Genomic DNA, 20237 nt, shown 5'->3' with positions numbered 1-20237 from the left:
CCTGAGGACCCCGCCCCCCGGAGGCTCCCACCGCCTCCCGGAGGCCTCCGTCGCCACAGCCCGGAGGGCCCGTCGCCACAACCTCGTCTTCTCAGCGTCGAGCCACAAAAAAGCCCCCGCGCCTTCCCGTCGGACTCGTCACGTCGCAAACACCGTGAACTTGGAGCTCCGAGGGGAAGGCAACAGGGGGCCCTATGCGGCAAATCGGAGGCTATTCGTCGATGAAGTAGCGCTTGTACCAAATCAAGAACGTCAGCGCCGTATAGATCTTGCGCTGGTTGAGGGCGCGACCCTCAAAGTGGTCGTCGAGCATGCGCATGAGCTTCGAGGTGTCGAAGAATTCCTCCGCCCACGGCGCTGTGAAATACTCCTTCACGTAGTCGTAGTATTTCTGCTCGCGCAGCCAGAACTTGAAGGGAACCGGGAAACCCTTCTTGGGCCGGGTGGCCCACTCGTCGGGCAGGCAGCGGTTGGCCGCATGGCGCAGCACCTGCTTGTTGCCGTTCTCGTTCACGCGGTAGCGCGCCGGAACATGCTCGGCAAACTCCATGACCTTCTTATCCAAGAACGGCACGCGCAGCTCGAGAGAATGCGCCATGCACATCTTGTCAGCCTTGAGCAGGATGTCGCCCGGCAGCCACATGTTCATGTCCAGGTACTGCTGCTTCGAAAGCGGGCAGAAGTCCTGCACGCGATCATAGATGGGGCGCGCGACGTCAAAGGCATCGGGACCTGTGGCGTACTCGGGCTTGAGCACGTCGTCCGCCTCGTCCGCACGGTAGACAAATGCCTGGCCCACAAACCACTCTTCGGGCATCTCTGCGCCCTTGAGCAAGAAGTTGCGACCCTTGAAGTAGTGCTTGTCCGCCACGAATCTGCCGAGCGCGCGACGGATTCCACGCGGCACGAGACGCTTGTATCGGGCGATGGCGGGCACGTCCTGATACCAGGCATAGCCAGCAAACAGCTCGTCGGCGCCCTCGCCCGAAAGCACCACCGTCACCTGCTCGCGCGCGAGCTTCGCCAAGAACCACAGCGGCACGCTGGAGAGATTCGACTGCGGCTCATCCATATGATACTGGATCTCGGGCAGGGCATCGAAGAACTCGTCCGCAGAGATCATCTTCCGGAAATTCTTGATGCCAAGCTTGTCCGAGAGCTCCGCCGCATAGTTCGTCTCGTTGAAATCCTTGTAATCAAAGCCCACCGAGAAGGTGTTGTCGGGCATGAGGCAGGCCGCGATATAGCTCGAGTCCACGCCGCCGGAAAGGAACGAGCCGACCTTTACGTCCGCGATGCGATGGGCCGCCACGCTCTCGTGAACCACGGCGTCGCACTCGTCGACATACTCTTCGAAGCTCTTGGAATTGTCATCGGAAAAATCGGCATCCCAGTAGCGGCGCACCTCGAGGGAGCCGGACGAGATGTCGTAGGTGAAGCAGTGGGCGGCGGGGAGCTTGTAGACGCCAGCAAAGAAGGTCTCGTCGGTGGCAGGGAACTGCAGGGTGAGATACGGGCGCAGCGCCTTTTTGTTGACGGCCTTCACAAATCCGGGATGCTCGAGGAAGCTCTTGATCTCGCTGCCAAAGAGCAGATCCCCCTCACCGGGAGTCCGGTAGTAGTAGAACGGCTTGATGCCAAAGATGTCGCGCGCGCCAAACAGCTTGTGGGCACGCCCGTCATAGACCACAAAGCCATACATGCCGCGCAGGCGATCGACCAGCTGCTCTCCCCACTCCTCGTAGCCGTGCACCAGCACTTCGGTGTCGGCATTGCAGTGGAAGGTATGGCCGGCGGCCTCCAGCTCGCGACGAAGCTCCTGGAAGTTATAGATCTCGCCGTTGAAGGTAACAAATACGCTACCGTCCTCGTTGCCCATGGGCTGAGCGCCCGCTTCGGAGAGGTCCAGGATGGAGAGGCGGCGGAAGCCCAGGGCGACATCGTCCGTAAGATGGGTACCACCCATGTCGGGGCCGCGGTGAACGATGCGGTCCATCATGGCGGTAAGGACGCCCTGCCTGTTATCGATTGAGCCGGTGAATCCGACGAATCCGCACATTTGCGTGTTCCTTTCGGCCGGTAATAGCGCTTGAAGTGCCAGCCGGGCCACGATGGGCCGGCGAGCAACCATAGAACTGTACCACGCTCCTGCCTACCTGCTGGAACCCGCATGTAATCTCCGCGCGCCCGTAACCGCCTCGCAGCATGCCAGCGCGAAGCTCGAACATGCGCGGCATCCCAACATGGCGCGACCTTGGGCGGAGCCCCTCACATAAGAAGCCGGGCCGCCGCACCAGCGGCAGCGGCCCGGCTCTATCCAGCAATCTACATGGTGCCGTCGGAGCAGCCTGCTCCAACGTCATCCGATGTGGCGAGGACCCTACTTGGCAGCATCCTTAGCGGCCTTGGCGGCAAGCGCCGCGCGCACCTTGGCGGCCTTCTCGGGATCCATGTTGGCGAGCTTCTCCTCCATCTTCTTGGCGCGCTCGTCGTCGGCAGAGCTCGCGGCGGAAGCGACAGGCGCTGCCTCAGGGGCGTCCCCGCCAGCTTCGGCGGCCTTGGCGGCCTTCTTTGCCGCGGCGGCCTTCTTGGCGGCCTCGACGCGGGCCTGCTGCTCGGGGGTAAGCTCGCGCTTGGGCTTTGCGGCAGCCTTGTCTGCACCCGCGGCCTTGGCGCCGGCAGCCTTCGCAGCGGGCTTCGCGGCGACCTCCTTGTGCATGGTGATCACATGCAGCTCGGTCGTAGGCTCGGTGGTGTGCACGTCCATGGACAGGCAGTCCTTCGGGCACTCGTGCGTGCAGCTCGCGCACTGGATGCAGCGATACGGGTCGATGGTCCAATCGCCGCCCTTGCGGTCGACGGTAATGGCGCCGACGGGGCAGGCGCGCTGGCACATGCCGCACAGGATGCAGGTGTCGATGTCGTTGACCACATGTCCGCGCAGCTGCGGGAAGAGCTTCTCGAAGTCGCGCTTCTCATAGGGGTAGCGAACCGTCGCCGGCTTGCTGAACAGCGAGCGCAGCGTCAGTTTTCCCAGTTTGAACGTTCCCATGCTCGCCTACCTTTCCGTGCAGCTGATGCACGGGTCGATCGTCAGAATGATCATTGGCACGTCGGCCAAATCGACGCCCTGCAGCGCCTTCACAAGGCCGCCCAGGTTCTGCGAGGTGGGGGTGCGCAGGCGGAAGCGGTCGAGGTACTTGGTGCCGTTGCCGCGCACGTAGTAGAACGCTTCGCCGCGCGGCTGCTCGATCAGCACGTGAGACTGGCCCTCGGGCACGACCTTGGCCTTGGGCTTGCCGCCGATGCCGTCGTGCGGCATCTTGGAGACGAGCTCCTTGATGATGTCGATGGCCTGGTAGACCTCGGCGCAGCGCACCTTGCAGCGAGCATAGCAATCGCACTCGGTCGAGATAATCGGCTCGAAGTGCTCGAGGTCGCCATAGGCGCTGTAGCCGGTGGTGCGCATGTCGTGCTCAACGCCCGAGCCCTTGGCAAAGGGGCCGACCATCGAGAGCTCGAGGGCATCCTCGAAGGAGATGTAGCCCACGCCGCACAGCCTGCTCTTCACGGAGGTATCGTTCAGCATGGTCTCGACGATCTCGTGATAGTCGCGCTTGATGGAGTCGAGCTTCTCGCAGACCTCCTTGAGCACGGAGTCCTCGATGTCGTGCGCCATGCCGCCCACGATCATGATGGACAGGATGATGCGACCGCCGCAGGTCTTCTGGAAGATGTCGAGCACCGTCTCGCGCAGGCGCCAGCAGTGGTTGAAGAGGCTCTCGAATCCGAAGGCGTCGGCGAGCAGGCCGAGCCACAGCAGGTGGGAGTGCACGCGCGAAAGCTCTTCGAGAATGGTGCGCAGGTATTCGACGCGACGGGGCATCTCGAGGCCGAGGAGCTTCTCGGTGGCGCTCACATAGCCCCAGCCATGGCCGACGCTGCAGATGCCACAGGTGCGCTCCGCGACATAGACGAACTGATTGAAGTCGCGCTTGCCCACGAGCTTCTCGAGGCCGCGGTGGACGAAGCCGATCTGCGGGATGGCCTCGATGACGCGCTCGTCTTCGACGACCAGATCGAGATGTACGGGCTCCGGAAGCACCGGGTGCTGCGGGCCGAAGGGCAAAACCGAACGGGTTGCCATGCTACTCCCCCTCCTTCGCGGACGCCTTCTTGGCCTTGGCGGCAAGCGCCGCGCGCACCTTGGCAGCCTTCTCGGGATCCATGTTGGCGAGCTTCTCTTCCATCTTCTTGGCGCGCTCGGCCTCGGCATCCGCATCGGATGCAGCAGGCTTTGCCGCGGCCGCGGGGTCCGCCTTGTCTGCCACGGAGCCGGCGCTCTTGCCGGCGGCTGCGGCCTCTGCCTTCTCGCCGGCAGCGGCGTCGGCCTCGGCGGCCTGCTTTGCCTCGGCGGCCTTGCGCGCCTTGGCGGCGGCAGCGGCCTTCTGCTTGGCGAGCTTATCGCGCTCCGCCTTCTGCTCGGGCGTGATGACCGTCATCGGGGCGTCGGTGGCGACATTGAAGAAGTTGCCGCCAAAGTCGAGCTCCATGTTCACAAAGTGCACGCCGTACAGGTCATGCGTCTCGTTCTCATAGGAGAACGCCGCAAAGTACAGGCCCTGGATGGAAGGCACCTCGGAGGTCTCGTCGATGCCATAGACGCACAGGTTAATGGCATTGTCGCAGGTCTCGTCATAGAACGTGTACAGCAGGTCGATGCCCGCCTCGGTGGTCTCGGCGCACATCTGCACGAAGCGGATGCCCTCGTGCTTGAGCGTCTGGACGCGGGTCAGCAGGTCCCGAAGCGGGATGTCGATGAACTCAGTGGTGTACATCACGCCTCCTCTAAGCGTTCTTCTCGGCGGCCTTGAGCTTCTTGGCCTTCTCGTCAAGAATCTCAACGGCCTTGAGCACGGCGTCGATGATGGTCTCGGGGCGCACGGCGCAGCCCGGGGCGTACACGTCCACGGGAATCGCCTTGTCGGCGCCGCCGATCACGTTGTAGGCGTCGCGGAACACGCCGCCCGTGCATGCGCAGATGCCGCACGCCACGACGACCTTCGGCTCAAGCATCTGCTCGTAGATGTGCTTCACCACGTTGACGTTCTGGTGGTTGATCGCCCCCGTGATGAGGAAGATGTCGGCATGCTTGGGGTTGCCCGTATTGATGATGCCAAAGCGCTCAACGTCGTAGAGCGGCATCATGCTGTCGAGGACCTCGATGTCGCAGCCGTTGCAGCTCGATCCGTCGTAATGGATGAGCCAAGGTGATTTCGAAGAATATCCCATGACGCTCGCTTCCTTAGATGAACGGGGTGATGAGGACGTAGATGAGGTTCACGACGCCCGTCACGAGCGCCACGAGCCAAGCAAGCTTCAGGCAGGACTGCCACTTCATACGCGCGAAGTTGTTGTCGATCATGACCTCGAAGAACCAGGCGGCGAGCGCCACGGCAAGGCCGAGGACGAGAGAGGCGGGATTGTCCCAGACGAAGAACATGCCCACCCACATGAGGAACAGGATGCTCTCGCACCAGTGCATGACCTCGATCTTGGCGAGCGTGCGCCCGCTCATCTCGGTGGTGATGCCCTTCACGATCTCCTGGTGCGCATGGTGGCTGTACGAAAGGTCGAACGGCGATTTGCGCAGCTTGATGGTAAGGATGAACAGCAGGCCCGCAAAGATCGGCAGAAGCGACACGATGATGGGCGCGTCGAGATGCGTGAGGCACGCGACGTCGAAGGACTGCGTGGCGGTGAAGAAGCCCACCGTCATGATCATGAGCATGGGCTCGTAGGACATGACCTGCAGGCACTCGCGGTCGGCGCCGGTGTCGGCGTAGGGGCTACGCGCGGAGTAGGCGGCGAGGATCACGAAGAGCGTGCCCAGCGTGACCAAAAAGACGCACATGAGCAGGTTCGAGCCCGAGATGAACAGGCCGCCCGCCAGCAGGCAGAAGATAAGCGCGCAGGTGACGTACGCCTCGTCGATGGCGTTGACCGATGCGCCCTCCTTGACGAGGAGCTTGCGTACATCGTAATAGGGCTGCAGCAGGCGCGGGCCCACGCGACCCTGCATGTGGGCGCTCACCTTGCGGTCGAGGCCGTCAAGCAGGCAGCCGAGCACGGGCGCGGCCACGGCGAACACCACAACGCCGATCAGGATTCCCCAGAGGTTGGGGCCGACCAGAAGCACCTTGCGGTCAACGAAGAACGCGCCGCCGGCGAGGAACTGGACATTGAAGACGAAGCATGCGGCATATGCGATGAGGATGAGCGAGGTGCACACGATGAGGCCCACCGTGGTAAGGCGGCTCTCCGTGAAGATGTCCTGCATATACCAGTTGCGCTTCGAGCTCGTCATGGTGCGGCCCATGGAGCCATGGTACTGGCGGCCGTCCGGATCGGTGCAGGTGCCGCCCAGGTACACGGACACGCGACGCTTCTTGCTGTCGCGGCCCCAAGGAGTGAGCAGCACGATGGCGATGAAGACCACGATGGCGGCCATGATGAGCATGTTGTCGACGTCGATGAGCTGAGGCATCTCGCCGAACGCGCCCTCGAGGTAGGGACCCACGACCGTCTGGGAGATCACCGGCAGCAGCACGCAGCAGGCGATGAGCAGCGTGGAGATGAAGCCGATGGCGAACCACTCGGCCTTGTGCACGCCGCCCTCGACGTTGTCGGCCTTCTGGGCGACGCCGGCAAGCTTGCCGAGCCACTTGGCCCAGAAGAAGAAGGTGGCGGCGGAGCCGAAGGCGAGCAGGATCAAGAAGAGCACGTTGCCGGTCTCAGCGAAGGAGACGAGCGTGGCCCACTTGGAAACCAGCATGCCGAAGGGCGCGACGAACATGCCCATGATGCCGAGCATCATGAAGCGGGTGAGGTGCGGCAGGCGGCTGAAGAGGCCGTCCATATCCTCGATGTTGCGGGAGCCGATGCGATGCTCGACCGTGCCCACGCACAGGAACAGCACCGACTTGGACACGGTGTGGAAGATGATGAGGAAGATGGCAGCCCACACGGCCTCCGAGGTGCCCACGCCCGCGCAGGCGGAGATGAGGCCCAGGTTGGCGATCGTCGAGTAGGCAAGCACGCGCTTGGCGTTGCTCTGGGTGATGGCCATGAACGAGCAGAGCACGAAGGTGATGCCGCCGATGGAGACCACCATGAAGGACGCCACCGGATAGGCAAGGTAGAGCGGAGCGAGCTTCACAAGCAGGAAGACGCCCGCCTTGACCATCGTGGAGGAGTGCAGCAGCGCACTCGTAGGGGTGGGAGCGACCATGGCGCCCAGAAGCCAGCTCTGGAAAGGCATCTGCGCGGCCTTGGTGAGGCCGGCCACCGAAAGGAGCATGATCGGGAAGATGAGCAGCGGGGCGACCATGGAGTTCGCGACCACCGGCAGGGCGGCCAGCGACATGGGCAGGCCCGTGAGATGGATAATCACGAGCGCGGCAAGGAACGCGATGCCGCCGATCATGTTGAGGTTGATCTGGCGGAAGGAATTCTTGATTGCCTCGTCGGTCTTGGTGTAGCCGATCATGAGGAACGAGCAGACCGTGGTGATCTCCCAGCCGGTGAACATCCACTCCAGGTTGTCGGAGAGCACGATCACGAACATGGCCGCGAGGAACAAGAACATGAGCGCGCTAAAGAAATGGCGGCGGTCCGGAGCTCCTTCGGGCTCATGATGCTGGAAATCCTTCATGTAGCCCAGGGCGTACACGCAGATGGCGCTACCGACAAGGCCCACGATGAGAACCATGATCACCGAGAGCTGATCCACGTAGAGCGGCATCTCGAGCATATGCTCGGCGCCCTCAGGCAGCGTCATGTTGGCAAACCAGATGACGCCCAGCGTCTGGACAAGGCCCAGCACGAAGGCCAGACGGTTGCGATAGCGCACCGCCGACCACAGAATCACGGCGCACAGGATGATATCCACGGCAGTCATGATCCAGGTGATGGCGTAGCTGGTCTGCTGAGGCAGCTCGAACATCGAGAAGCCTCCGAACAGATGCTGGACCGCAAACGCCACGGCGCCTAGGCCGGTGGCGGCCGCCGCAACGACGGTAATCACCGAGCGCTGCTGGTCCGTACGGAACAGCATGAGCAGCACGGCGGCTACCAACGGGACGGCGACGAGAAATGCTATGAGACCCATATGCTTTCCCCTCTTGTATCCAGGTTACAGAGAACCTGTGACAATAACCCATGGTATTGTAGCTGAATCTACATACCTCGGTCGCATAATTGCCGACGCATACGGGTAGAAGGTTGCACCAAATCCAGCCCCTCGAATAATAAACGCCCCGCCGAGCCCGCCAAGGCTTTCCATATAGGACGCATATGCAGACTTGCCGCCCTGTCATGTCCGCCGTGGCCACCCCGTCACGCCCGGCGGGACCATCCCGTCACGCCCGGCGAGACTTCTTATGCAGAATGGCCACCTCCGAAGGTCTTCTTCTGCAAAATGGACGCTAAGAGCGCCTGAGACGCGGCTATTCGTCCATTTTGCAGAAGAAGTTTCTCCGAAGCGGCCGAAATGCAAAAGAGAATGCGGCGGCACGCTCCTTCGGGAACATGCCGCCGCATCTTCACATCGCAGATAAGCCTTCATCGGCGACGGCGCGCCCCGAGAGGCGTCCGCCATCCAGACGTCCGTTACGCCTGCGCAGCCTCGATCATCTTGCAGACCGTCTCCTGAAGCTCGGCGAGGTTCTCTTTGCTGGGAATCCACTGCTGAGCCACCACCGGCACGGGCAGCTGGAACTTGGCGTTCTCGAGCTCGGCGTAGACCTGCTTGGGTCCGAGCGGGGCCCAGCCGTAGGAACCGAACGCGAGGCCGATGCGCTGCTCGTTCTTGGGCGAGAGGCCGCGCATATAGGTGAGGAAGCTCGCGACGGTGGGCATCATATTGGAGTTTAGGGTCGGAGAGCCGACCGCGACGTACTTGGCGTCGGCGAGCTCGAGCATGATGTCCGAGATGTGGGTGTGCTTCACATCGATGAGCTCGGCGGGGATGCCCTCCTTGATGAAGGCGTCGGTGATCTCGCGCGCCATGGACTCGGTGGAGTGCCACATCGAGTCATACACCACCACGGCCTTGTCGACCGTCTGATACGTGGTCCAGGCCTCATACTTCTCAAGAATCTTGTCGATGTTGGAGCGCCAGATGACGCCGTGGCTCGGGGCGATCAAGTTGAGGTCAAGGGTCTTCACGACGTCGAGCGCCTTCTTGGCCTGCATGCCATAGGGCCACACGATGTTCGCGTAGTACTTCTTGGCCTGCTTCATGACCTCGCACAGATCGTTCTCGTCGTCGAAGCGCTTGGTCGAGGCGAAGTGCTGGCCGAACGCGTCGTTGGAGAACAGGATCTTGTCGACGTCGGAGTAGGTAACCATGTTGTCGGGCCAGTGCACCATGGGGGTGGTGACAAAGGTGAGGGTGCGCTCGCCGATGGAGAGCGTCTCGCCGCTCTTCACGCCGATGGCCTCGATGCCGTAGTGCGCGCGGACCTCGTTGACGCCGGCGCCGGCAGACGCATAGATCTTGGCGTTGGGAGCAACCTTATGGATCGCCGGCAGCGAGCCGGAGTGGTCCATCTCGACGTGGTTGGTGATAACGATGTCGATCTTAGAGGGATCGACGACCTGGGAGATGCGCTGCAGGAACTCGTCGGTGAAGGTCGCCTTCGCCGTGTCAATGAGGGTGACCTGCTCGTCCATGATGAGGTAGGCGTTGTAGGTGATGCCCTTCTCGGTGGTGTAGCCATGGAACGAGCGCTCGTTCCAGTCAATGCCTCCGACCCACCAGACCTTGGGCGAGATCTCGATCGCGTTGAGCATGATGCGTCCTTTCTGCCGCTCACAGCGGGCTATGCCAGCGTTTGCTGGCGCCTATCATAGCACGCGCGACTCGTGCGACAGGGCCGTTCGCAGATTGCTGAAAAATGCTACGCGTTTACTGCTCTTTTTGGCTGCGGGGCTTTCTCCCCCGAGGCTTGTCCACCAAAGCCGCCGCGCCCTTGGCACGATACAGGCGGCACCAAGCCTTGACCGACGACTCGCTGGGGACGTTGTACTTGATCATGACCTCGCGCACCGTCTTGCCCCGCTCGACGCGGTCGCGGGCAACGGCGAGCTTTACGTCATACTCATAGACCCGGTGTCGAGCGCCCGCATTCAAGACGGCGTCTTTGCCGCCGGCAGCGTAGGCACGTGCCCATTGGCGCGCGGTCGCCTCGGGAATGCCGAGCTTCGCGGCAAGGGCGCGGTGTCCCGCCCCGGCATCCAGAATCTCGATGGCTCGCTCGCGAACCTCTTTGCCGTACATGCTTCGTTTCGCTGATGTCATTGATCAACCATCTCTAGTGTCGAGGTTCCGATTACGTCGACCCACCCATGCGTCATCGTACCACGGGCATCTTGTTATTCCTACACAATCATAGGGAATATGCAGGACGCCCACCAATATGTCAAGGTCTGGTAAAGAAGATGCCACGCTGCCGCTTTGGCTATCATAGGGCCAATGGGGCTCGACACGAAGGGACGCCACCATGGCAGCAGCCACCCGCACGCGCTATACCAACGGCAAGATCTGGACGGCCGACCCCGACCGCCCCCAAGCTGACACGCTTGTCGTCGAAGGCGAGCGCATCCTATGGATCGGCGATTGCCACGACTTGCCACAAGGGCTCTCGGCCTGCCCCGAGGTCGACCTTGGCGGAGCGCGCGTCATTCCGGGCTTTGTGGACGCACACATGCACGCGCTCATGCTCGCCGACTATAGCAAACGCATCTCCGCCCTTCCCCCCGACATCACCTCCATCGAGGAGCTCGTCGAAGCCGTGTCGCGCCGCCACGCCGAACAGGACCCCGACGCCTGGGTTCTAGGCTGGGGCTACGATGAGAGCCTGCTCGCAGAAAAGCGCTCGCCCACTCGCTGGGACCTTGACCGGGGGTGCCCCGACGCCCCCGTGTGCATCATGCGTTCCTGCGGGCATATTCGCTGCGTGAACAGCCGAGCCCTTGAGCTTGCCGGCATCACGCGCGACACCCCGGACCCCGAGGGCGGCGAGATCGAGCGCGACGTGAACGGCGAGCCCACAGGAGTGCTCAAGGAGAACGCGCGCGAACTCGTATGCTCGGTGCTCCCACAGCGTGGCGAGGACGACCTGGTGCGTGACATCTGCGACCTTGGCGACCTTCTGGCGTCGCAGGGCATCGTCGCCGCCACCGACATGTGCGCGCTTGACGGAGGCGACGCATTCCCTCCCCTGCGCGCCGCGGGCAAGGCAGGCCTCAAGCAGGACATCGCCTCCTACATGCTATGGGATTACGTAAAGGACGATCCCTCGTACGCCATCGCTCCCGAGGCCATGGACCGCAGCAACCGCGTCTTTATGGCGGGCATCAAGCTGCTATGCGACGGCAGCGTCTCGGGGCGCACGGCTTGGTTTGATAAGCCGTATCTCTCCTCCGACGAGGGCGATCCCGAAGCTTGCGGCATGCCCACCTGCACCGAGGAGGACATCGACGCGGCCATCGCGTTCTGCCGCCGCACGGGCTGCCAGCTCTCGGCCCATGCCATGGGCACGCGCACCATCGATCGGGTGGTCGCCTGTCTCGACAAAGCCGGCCTCTGGGAAGTGCCCCTCGCGCCCGGAGCTCCCGCAGCACGCATAGAGCACGTCACCGCGCCTACACGAGAGGCGATCGAGACGATGGCGCGTGACGGCATCGCCGTGGTGACGCAGCCCATCTTCCCCTATGCCGAAATCGGAGCCTACCTCACCAACCTTGGCGCTGAGCGCACCCGCCGCTATTATCCGCTGCGCGCGCTCCTCGACGCCGGAGTCGACCTGTGCATCTCCACCGACGCTCCCGCAACATCGTGGGCGACGCCGTCGGACCCCTTCCCCAACATCAAGGCCGCGGTGACACGCCGCGCCTTTGATGGGACAGATTTTGGCCAAGACCAGGCGATCTGCGTCTCCGAGGCGCTGGCGCTCTACACGCGTGAAGCCGCCCGCATGGCGGGCTTCGAGGGCCTGGGCATGCTTCGCCCCGGATACAAGGCGAGCTTCGTCGTGCTCGACCGAGACATCCTCGCCATCGACCCCTCCGAGATCGACCTCGTGCACGCAGCCGCCACCTACATTCGCGGCGAGAAGGCCTTCGAACACTAGAGCCTCAGGCGGGCATCCTGAGATTAACGCAGCATCGACATTCCGACGCATCGGCACCCCGGCGTGGCGGCATTCCGACGCATCGGCGCCTCGGCGTTCCAGCGCTCCAGCGTCCCGGCACGCCGGCACGTGCCGCTTTGCCATAAAACGCCGTCGCTACAAAACTATCGAGCTTTGACGAAAGCAAAATTCACCGTTGCTCGGTTTTCTTACAAAATTGAGGCAAAAAACGTAACAAGACCGAGCAACGGCGAGAGTCGAGCCGCCGCGGCGGCCTGCGCCATCATGCGCCGCGCCGCCTTGCGCTGCCGCATCGCTCCGCCACGTCGTGCAGCCGTGTCAAGCCGGGCCAACACAGCCACGTTGCGCTGCGACACGAAAAAGGCCCCGTTACCGGGGCCTTCTCAATGCTGTGGTGCGGGCGAAAGGACTTGAACCTTCACGGGGTTGCCCCCATATGGACCTGAACCATACGCGTCTGCCAATTCCGCCACGCCCGCGTGCCAACGACTTATGTCGAAAGCGGAGAATATCTTATCCCAGCCGCCCTCAACATGCAAGCATTAAATTTACTGGGCCATGATGTCCAGAATCTGCTGCTCAGCAGCGGGGCGGCCGACGCCGGTAAGGAACGGGACACCGCTCACGTAGGGGCAGGAGATGCCCTCGGGCGCCACAGTGGTGGCGACGAGCAGGTCGGCACCCTCGCACTGCGACTTCGCCTCGGCGATGGCGCACTGAACGATGTTGAACTGACCCTCGTAGCCATTCTTGTTGAGGAGGTCGGTCACCTTTTGCGCGACCGCGGTCGAGGTGGCAATGCCCGAGCCGCAGGCCAGAACGATCTTCTTCATAACAAAGGTCTCCTTTCGAGATGTCGACACCAGTAGTTTACTTCCTCGCCGCCCCAGTTTGAATAGGCAAATCATCAGAGAGCGCCGAAAACGACACACATGCCGGCGCTGGAACTTCTCGGCACGGTGAGGGATAATGGCGTCCCGACACGACCTTACAGGAGGCTCCATGGATTCCTTGAACGGCACGCTCGTGCTCGTCATCATCCTGTTTATCATCTGGGTTGCAACCGTAATCGCACGTCGGGCCCGCACCAATACGCTCCAGCGACTGCTCGCCACAGGACAGTTTGCCGAGTTCTACCGCCTGCTCGGTGCCACAACCACGCGCCTCCTCTACCCCGGCAACACCCTCGCCAGCATGAATCTCGATGCGCTCATGCTGCAGGGCGATGACAAGCAGACCGAGGTTCTTCTCGACCGCATGCTGCGCCGCAAGCTCGGCCGACGCCAGCGAATGGACCTCGTGCTCAAAGCCTTCAACTTTTATGTAGGCACCGACGAGGCCAAGCGCTCGCGCGAGCTTTTGGCAGAAATCGAAAGCTGGGGCCAACAGTACGACCCCATTAAATATGAGTGCCGCCAGCTCTATGACGTGCTCGTTGCCGGCAAGTCTAACCATATTGACGAAATGGAATCCCAGCTTGACAGCGTCGACACCTTCCAGCGGGGCAAGCTCGAATATCTGCTCGCCGTGCAGTATGAGCACGCGGGCAATTATGCGAAGCGCGACGAGTACCTTTCACGTGCCAAGCGCGACGGCGGACTCGAGAAGACCCCGGACGCCACCGACACGCCGAATGCCTGATCCCGCTCAGCCAGCCCCTCAGAACTTCAAACCACGCAGACGCCCGTCTCTGCTAGACTTGCTTCGAGCCCAAGGGGGCGTGGCGGAATTGGCATACGCAGGAGACTTAAAATCTTCGGCCGAAAGGATTGTGGGTTCGAGTCCCACCGCCCCTACCATCTGTTGAAAAAGAATCAAGCGAGTGAAACGCCCGCGTCCGTGCCCAGAACATGGACTCGAACCCATTGGGGTCGCGAGACTGAGCAAACGCGCGGGCGTTTGCTCAGCGAGCGTGCGAGCGTTCGCCGCGGAACGAGTCGGCGCCCGCAGCGGCTGCGCGCCGCAAGGCGCGCAGCGTCCCACCGCCCCTGGCCGTCAGTGCGCCAGATATGACAGCTCCGGGACCCACCCGATGGCGGTCTTCCCCTTCACAAGGGTCTCTCCTATGGTCGCAGCCATGCCGGCAAGCAGACTGTTTTCGCTCACGGTGAGCACATCGTAGCCGCCAGCACGCATGAGCTCGCGCATCACGACGGCGCCGGCGAGCATGACGTGCGCGCGCTTGGGCTGAATCCCCTTGAGCTGTGCGATCTGCGCGACCGTCAGCGGCCTCATGCGATCGATGCAGCCCTCGATCTCTGCAACAGAGAGCTCGTGAAGATGGACGAACGCCGGATCGTAGCGCTCAAGCTCATGAGTTATCGCGACGAGCGTGGTCACCGTGCCGCCCACCGCCACCAGACGCTCGGGACGGTCATCGAGGCCTGCCCAATACGCTGCAAATTGGTCGGCAGACCACCTCGCCGCCTCCTGCACATCCACGCACGACGGGGGGTTTCCGTGGAAGAATCGGTCCGTGACGCGTCGGCACCCGATGTTGAGCGACTGCACGCGCTCGAGGCCGACCTCGCCCCCAGAGGAGAGGGCGCCGACGGCGATCTCGGTCGATCCGCCGCCTGAGTCTGCGACGGCGATGCGCTCGCCGGGAAAATCGCGAGCGACGCCGTAAAACGTGAGACGAGCCTCGACCTCGCCCGGAATGACTTGCGGGACAAGGCCCAGCCCAGAGAGCTGGTCGAGCAGCACCTGCGCATTGTCTGCATCGCGCGCGGCGCTTGTCAAAGTCGTGCAGATGCACGTGGCGCCAAAGGCGCGCGCCTCCTCGACAAAGGTGCGGCAAGCATTGACGACGCGCCCAACCGCCTCGTCACAAAAACGCCCGGTTGCGTCAACGCCCTCGCCGAGGTCGGTGATCAGCGTGTGCTTGCGCGCGCCCACCGGCGCGCCCGCCTCGATTTCGGCAAGCGACAGGCGTGAGGAAACCGTTCCCAGGTCAATCGCGGCAACGCGAATTCGCCCGCTGCCATCCATCGTCTGCTTCATCATGTCCCAACCCCCATCGGTCAGCTTTCCGCCGTCTATTCTCCGGTCGAGGAAACCTTCTGTCCATCGACGCCCTGATAGAAGAACAGCGTGTCAAGCGCCTTGATATACCACGGCGCCTCCTCGGCGATTGCCGCCTCCGCCTCGCGAAGCTCCGCAGAGGTGGTCGGCACCTTTTGTGTCAAAGAAACGTCAGAGCCGGAGTCATCGGATGTCGCGTCGCCGTCCGAATCCCCGCTGGTCCCTGCGTCCGTCGAGCCGGATGACGAGTCGTCCTGCGAGGCATCGCCTCCCGATGCGTCGGCGCCGCCGTCTTGCGTGCCGCTGGAACCCTCGGCGTCCGAAGCGTCGCCAGAATCCTCGCCCGTCGATGCGTCGGAGGAATCTGCGCCATCCCCTACGGAGCCGACGACGTCGATGCGCTTCTCCCCCGGCATGACGAGGCCAAGGTTCTCGCGCGCCGCGTTTTCGATGCCCTCGGTGGAGAGCAGCTGATCGACGTCGGACTGCAGACTCTCGTTGTACGCCTCGCGCAGCTGAAGCTGGCGCGTAAGGATGTCGTTGGTGCGATACGCAACGTAGTAGTCGCGAATTGGGAAATACAGGCTTACGCCCGCAGCGACGATGACAAGCAATATCAGCAGGTACTTATAGGGGCCGGTGGTGATGCCGTATAGCGCCTGAACCACCTTGTTGTCCGATGCGTACCGCATGAAGCCGCTTCGCCGCGACTCCGAGCGCGCCGACGCGGCCTCCTCCGCCGTTTCTGCCGGATCTCGACGTGACGCCCCGCGCTCGCCGTACGAAGCACCGCCTGTGCGGCGCGCGGCGCGCGAGCTTCGGGCAAAAGACCCGAAGCCTTCTGTCTCGGCTACGCCTCGCGAGGCCCTCCGCGATGAAGCCCCATCGTCGCCTCCGCGCACCGTCCAAGGGGCAGCCGCCCGACGAGCATCCGCACCGGCACGATCGCCGCCGCGCACGCCCCGTCCAGAAGAGCCTCGCGAAGCGCGGCCATTCGAACGCGAGAACGCGCCGCCAGATCGCCCTGGGCCCTGAGCGCGAGCCGCGCCCCGACCGCCGCGGGAGGAGCCTCGATAGCCCTCGCCACGAAAGCCGCTGCCCCCGGCAGACTGCTCCGCCACGCGCCAAGGCGACAGCGCCTGACGAGCGGCCGAGAGGTCGCCCGTAGCAGCGGCGTCTGCCGGCATGCCCCAGCCGCCCCGTGGGGAGGCTGCGCGATATGAGCTGTTGCGAAGATCGTTCATGGACGCCTTGTGCATTTAGGGTGTGTGTGCGTTTGTCCTACAGTTATACCATGCGCGCCAACGACAGTTGTGCAGGCTTTGCACAAGTTACACGGTGCCGCCCGCATCCATCACAAACGCAAGAAGTCGGGGCCGGCGGGCAAGCCTTCTGCTTGCGCCGCCGGCCCCGAGCCCCCTTGGCTGACATCACGACAGGAAAGTTCATGGGAGGTGGCGGGCCGAGCACTGCGCTCGCCCGCGCCCACCCATCTGCTACCTCAGGTTGTAGAACGCGTTCGCGCCGGCATACTCTGCCGAGGTGTACAGCCCGTCTTCGATGCGAATAAGCTGGTTGTACTTGGCGATGCGATCGGAGCGGCACGGGGCGCCGGTCTTGATCTGGCCAGCGTTCACCGCCACGGCGATGTCGGCGATGGTGGTGTCCTCGGTCTCGCCGGAGCGATGGCTCACGATGCACGCATAGCCGGCCTTCTTTGCCATCTCGATAGCCTCGAGCGACTCGGTGAGCGTGCCGATCTGGTTCACCTTCACCAAGATCGCGTTGGCAGCGCCCAGCTCGATGCCCTTCTTAAGGCGCTCGGTGTTGGTGACGAACAGGTCGTCGCCAACAAGCTGGACCTTCTTGCCCAGACGCTCGGTCAGCTTCACCCAGCCGTCCCAATCCTCTTCGGCAAGGCCGTCCTCGATGGAGATGATGGGGTACTTCTCGACGAGCGCCGCCCAGTAGTCGATCATCTCGTCGGTGGTCAGCTCGCGCCCCTCGCCCTTGAGCGCATACACACCGCGCTCCGCGTCGTAGAGCTCGGTGGTGGCGGGGTCCATGGCAATCTTAAAGTCGTCGCCCGGCTTGTATCCCGCGGCCTCGATCGCCTTCACGATGTAGCGCAGCGGCTCCTCGTTGTTGGCAAGGTCGGGAGCAAAGCCGCCCTCGTCGCCCACGCCCGTGGCATGGCCGGAATCTTTGAGCACGCTCTTCAGCGTGTGGTACACCTCGGCGCACCAGCGAAGCCCCTCGGCAAACGTGGGCGCGCCGACCGGCATGATCATGAACTCCTGGAAGTCCACGTTGTTGTCGGCGTGCACGCCGCCGTTCAGGATGTTCATCATCGGCGTGGGCAGCAGGTGGCCGTTCACGCCTCCCAGGTAGCTGAACAGCTCAAGGCCCGCAGACTGCGCAGCAGCGCGCGCCACAGCAAGCGAGACGCCCAAGATGGCGTTTGCGCCGAGATTGCCTTTGTTGTCGGTGCCATCGGCTGCCATAAGCGCCGCATCGATGGCGCGCTGGTCGAAGGCATCCATGCCGATGACGGCGTCGGCGCACTCCTTATTCACATGGTCAACGGCACGCGTCACGCCCTTGCCCAGATAACGATCCTTGTCGCCGTCGCGAAGCTCGACGGCCTCAAACGCTCCCGTAGACGCGCCGGAGGGGACCATGGCGCGGCCAAACGACCCGTCATCGAGCACAACCTCGACCTCAACGGTGGGGTTGCCGCGCGAATCGAGCACCTCGCGGCCATAGACATCTAGAATCTCGCTCATTACCGAGTCCTCTCTCTTAGAGCTCCATGCCCAGGCATAGGTTACCCTGAGCAAACTTTTTTAAGTATGCCCGAATTGACGGCACGATAACGCGAGAGCCCGAAGATTTTCATCCGGGCATCTGGGAGTCGGAGGCGCTGGAAGCGGCCGATGTGGCGCCGGACGCGGCCGCCGGCGCGATCTCTTGGCCTGGCGCCGTGGTCAAAAATGTGCCACGCTGGGCAGATGAGACGGTGCCGAGAACCAGCGATGGTCATATGCCAGCTGCGCTGGGCATATGGGGCGTGCCCCGGCAGAGCACCCTGGTCAAAAGCATGTCGCCCTGGGCAGGGAACCGTACCCGCACGCGCTCGCGCAGGCAGCATTCTGCCCAGAGGAAGCCCCGTTTGACCACGGACACGCACCCGCCGCGCCCCCTTGCCCAGGCAGGCAACCTTTTGACCAAGCGCCACCGATGTGCGCGCGGAGCCTGCCCAGGCAGCGACCACTTTGACCATCCGAAGCCGCGCGCGAATGGCCCAGGCCGCGAAGGCGCAGGCCTACTCGCTCGTCTTCACCTGATTCCACAGGCGGTTGAGTTCCTCGGTAGAGAGGTCCTCTACCGAGGAGCCACCCTCCTGCGCGAGGTTCTCGACCGCCTCCCAGCGGCGGCGGAACTTCGCCGTGCTCGCACGCAGGGCGCTCTCGGCGTCGATTCCTTCCTTGCGCGCCACGTTTACCATGGCGAACAGCATATCGCCGAACTCAAGCTCACGCTCGTCGGAACCAGGGGCCTCGCGCTCGAACTCTTCTCGCTCCGACGCCACCTGGTCCCAGACGTCGTCCACCGTATCCCACTCGAAGCCCACGGCGGCAGCCTTGCGCGAGACTTTCTGGGCCTCCATAAGGGCCGGCAACGCGCGCGGGACGCCGTCCAAAAGTCCCGCCGGGCGCTCGTTTGCCTGCGCCGCCTGAGCGTCGCGTCCCGCCTTCTCGGCAAGCTTTACCGCATCCCAGATCCCCAGCACCTCGTCGGCGTCCGATGCGGCATTGTGCTCGCCGAACACATGCGGATGGCGCCGGATGAGCTTCTCGTTGAGGCCCCGAGCCACGTCATCGATGGTGAACTCGCCGGCGTCGGCCGCGATCTGAGCGTGCAGCAGCACCTGCATGAGCACGTCTCCCAGCTCTTCGCATAGGTGCTCGGCGTCGTTTGCCTCTATGCAGTCGACGGCCTCATAGGCCTCCTCGACCATGTTCTTCGCAATGGACGCATGCGTCTGCTTGCGGTCCCAAGGGCATCCGTCGGGCTGGCGCAGACGCCAGATGGTCTCGACGAGCGCATCCAAGGAGTCACGCGCGTCGGAGCGGGTCGAGCGGTCGCGAGCCGCCTCTTGTTGCGATGGCTCAGCGTGGGACAGATTTGCTTCCATGCGCACTACGCCTCCTCGAGCACCACGTGGCGAAACGCCTCGGCAATCGACCGGCCGCTTTCGTAGATGCCGTAGCTGTGCGACCCGTCCTTAGGGATGGAGACGCTGCCAGGATTGAATGCCCAGACCTCCATGGCGCCGGGAACGGGCTCGTTCACCTTCACGTGCGTGTGCCCGTAGACGATGGCCGAGCCCGCAGGCAGGGCGGGCAGATGGTCCACGCTGTTGTGGAAACCGGCGCCGAACACGTGCCCGTGCGTCAAAAACAGCTCGCGCCCCGCCTCGTCGACCAGCACGGAGTAGTCGGCCATGCAGGGGAAGCCGAGCACCATCTGGTCGACCTCCGCCTCGCAGTTGCCGCGCACGGCGACGAGCCTGCCGGAGGAGGCAAGGTCGTTGAGCAGGGGGATAACGCGCTTGGGGGCGTAGTCGCGCGGCAGGTCGTTGCGCGGCCCGTGATAGAGCAGGTCGCCCAAAAGCACGACGCGATCGGGCTGCTCGACATCGATGGCCTCCATGAGGCGGCCGGCCCAATAGGCCGAGCCGTGAATGTCCGAAGCAATGAGCACCTTCATGATGGTTCCTTTCAACATGCGCTGGTCGTAAGGCTTTTCCATCGCCGCGCATGACGGGCATATGGGACAGGGCTGCCGATGCAGCGGTCTCGACGTGCACCGCTTGTCCCGCGGCATCGCGCCCGCGCTGCCGGCGAGCGGCTACGCCCATTATACCCGGCAGGTTTTCTGAGCCATCTTTTTGGGCGCCCCGCCCCGGCTACGGCGCAGGCACGGCGCGCC

Annotated in this window: 16 protein-coding genes and 2 tRNA genes; 3 read left to right on the top strand and 15 right to left on the bottom strand. The window is 63.3% G+C overall.

The genetic code is table 11. The features are described 5' to 3' along the window. Nucleotides 1–211 precede the first annotated feature (211 nt). The 8 genes from asnB to H6A15_RS06150 form a co-directional block, all read right to left on the bottom strand. Nucleotides 212–2059 (bottom strand): asparagine synthase (glutamine-hydrolyzing), encoded by a 1848-nt coding sequence (asnB, locus tag H6A15_RS06185; protein WP_204672879.1) that lies wholly within the window; start codon nt 2057–2059, stop codon nt 212–214. A 321-nt stretch (nt 2060–2380) separates the two neighbouring features. Next, nucleotides 2381–3052, bottom strand: a complete 672-nt coding sequence (locus H6A15_RS06180) for a 4Fe-4S binding protein (protein WP_204672878.1) — start codon at nt 3050–3052, stop codon at nt 2381–2383. Between the two features lie 6 nt (nt 3053–3058). After that, entirely contained in the window at nt 3059–4147 is a 1089-nt protein-coding gene (locus H6A15_RS06175) for a nickel-dependent hydrogenase large subunit (protein ID WP_204672877.1), read from the bottom strand. A gap of 1 nt (nt 4148) precedes the next feature. Next, nucleotides 4149–4838: an NADH-quinone oxidoreductase subunit C gene (locus tag H6A15_RS06170; RefSeq protein WP_204672876.1), complete on the bottom strand. Its 690-nt coding sequence runs from the start codon at nt 4836–4838 to the stop codon at nt 4149–4151. 10 nt (nt 4839–4848) lie between these two features. Further along, nucleotides 4849–5292, bottom strand: a complete 444-nt coding sequence (locus H6A15_RS06165; RefSeq protein ID WP_204672875.1) for an NADH-quinone oxidoreductase subunit B family protein — start codon at nt 5290–5292, stop codon at nt 4849–4851. Nucleotides 5293–5305: 13 nt separating this feature from the next. Further along, nucleotides 5306–8170, bottom strand: coding sequence for a proton-conducting transporter membrane subunit (locus H6A15_RS06160; RefSeq protein ID WP_204672874.1), 2865 nt, complete (start codon nt 8168–8170; stop codon nt 5306–5308). 500 nt (nt 8171–8670) lie between these two features. Further along, nucleotides 8671–9855, bottom strand: coding sequence for an FprA family A-type flavoprotein (locus H6A15_RS06155; RefSeq protein WP_204672873.1), 1185 nt, complete (start codon nt 9853–9855; stop codon nt 8671–8673). A gap of 115 nt (nt 9856–9970) precedes the next feature. Continuing rightward, nucleotides 9971–10342 carry a helix-turn-helix domain-containing protein gene (locus H6A15_RS06150; RefSeq protein ID WP_204672872.1) on the bottom strand — a complete coding sequence of 124 codons (372 nt, stop codon included), beginning with the start codon at nt 10340–10342 and terminating at the stop codon, nt 9971–9973. A gap of 223 nt (nt 10343–10565) precedes the next feature. Between H6A15_RS06150 and H6A15_RS06145 the strand changes: the two genes are divergently transcribed. After that, complete coding sequence (locus H6A15_RS06145) at nt 10566–12197, top strand: amidohydrolase (RefSeq protein WP_204672871.1); 1632 nt, start codon at nt 10566–10568, stop codon at nt 12195–12197. A gap of 413 nt (nt 12198–12610) precedes the next feature. Here H6A15_RS06145 and H6A15_RS06140 read toward each other — a convergent pair. After that, nucleotides 12611–12697, bottom strand: a tRNA-Leu gene (locus tag H6A15_RS06140). Between the two features lie 69 nt (nt 12698–12766). Then, on the bottom strand, nt 12767–13051 hold the full coding sequence (locus H6A15_RS06135) for a PTS sugar transporter subunit IIB (protein WP_204672870.1): 285 nt from the start codon (nt 13049–13051) through the stop codon (nt 12767–12769). 169 nt (nt 13052–13220) lie between these two features. Here H6A15_RS06135 and H6A15_RS06130 point away from each other — a divergent pair, with 169 nt between their 5' ends. Then, nucleotides 13221–13859, top strand: coding sequence for a hypothetical protein (locus H6A15_RS06130; RefSeq protein WP_204672869.1), 639 nt, complete (start codon nt 13221–13223; stop codon nt 13857–13859). Nucleotides 13860–13932: 73 nt separating this feature from the next. Beyond that, nucleotides 13933–14017: transfer RNA gene (locus H6A15_RS06125), tRNA-Leu, on the top strand. A 196-nt stretch (nt 14018–14213) separates the two neighbouring features. Here H6A15_RS06125 and H6A15_RS06120 read toward each other — a convergent pair. The 5 genes from H6A15_RS06120 to yfcE all read right to left on the bottom strand — a co-directional run bounded on the left by H6A15_RS06120 (nt 14214) and on the right by yfcE (nt 20015). After that, nucleotides 14214–15224 (bottom strand): hypothetical protein, encoded by a 1011-nt coding sequence (locus H6A15_RS06120; protein ID WP_239462407.1) that lies wholly within the window; start codon nt 15222–15224, stop codon nt 14214–14216. Nucleotides 15225–15256: 32 nt separating this feature from the next. Next, nucleotides 15257–15934 (bottom strand): FtsB family cell division protein, encoded by a 678-nt coding sequence (locus H6A15_RS06115; RefSeq protein ID WP_204672868.1) that lies wholly within the window; start codon nt 15932–15934, stop codon nt 15257–15259. A gap of 804 nt (nt 15935–16738) precedes the next feature. Continuing rightward, nucleotides 16739–18028: a phosphopyruvate hydratase gene (gene eno / locus H6A15_RS06110; RefSeq protein WP_204672867.1), complete on the bottom strand. Its 1290-nt coding sequence runs from the start codon at nt 18026–18028 to the stop codon at nt 16739–16741. 539 nt (nt 18029–18567) lie between these two features. Continuing rightward, the gene (gene mazG, locus H6A15_RS06105; RefSeq protein ID WP_204672866.1) at nt 18568–19440 is read right to left on the bottom strand and encodes a nucleoside triphosphate pyrophosphohydrolase; all 873 of its coding nucleotides are present in this window, start codon (nt 19438–19440) and stop codon (nt 18568–18570) included. 5 nt (nt 19441–19445) lie between these two features. After that, the gene (gene yfcE / locus H6A15_RS06100; protein ID WP_204672865.1) at nt 19446–20015 is read right to left on the bottom strand and encodes a phosphodiesterase; all 570 of its coding nucleotides are present in this window, start codon (nt 20013–20015) and stop codon (nt 19446–19448) included. Between the last annotated feature and the right edge of the window lie 222 nt (nt 20016–20237).

It is taken from the genome of Enorma phocaeensis (genome assembly GCF_016901575.1).
Taxonomy (GTDB): Bacteria; Actinomycetota; Coriobacteriia; order Coriobacteriales; family Coriobacteriaceae; genus Limicola; species Limicola phocaeensis_A.
This window is presented reverse-complemented; position numbering and strand designations above follow the sequence as displayed.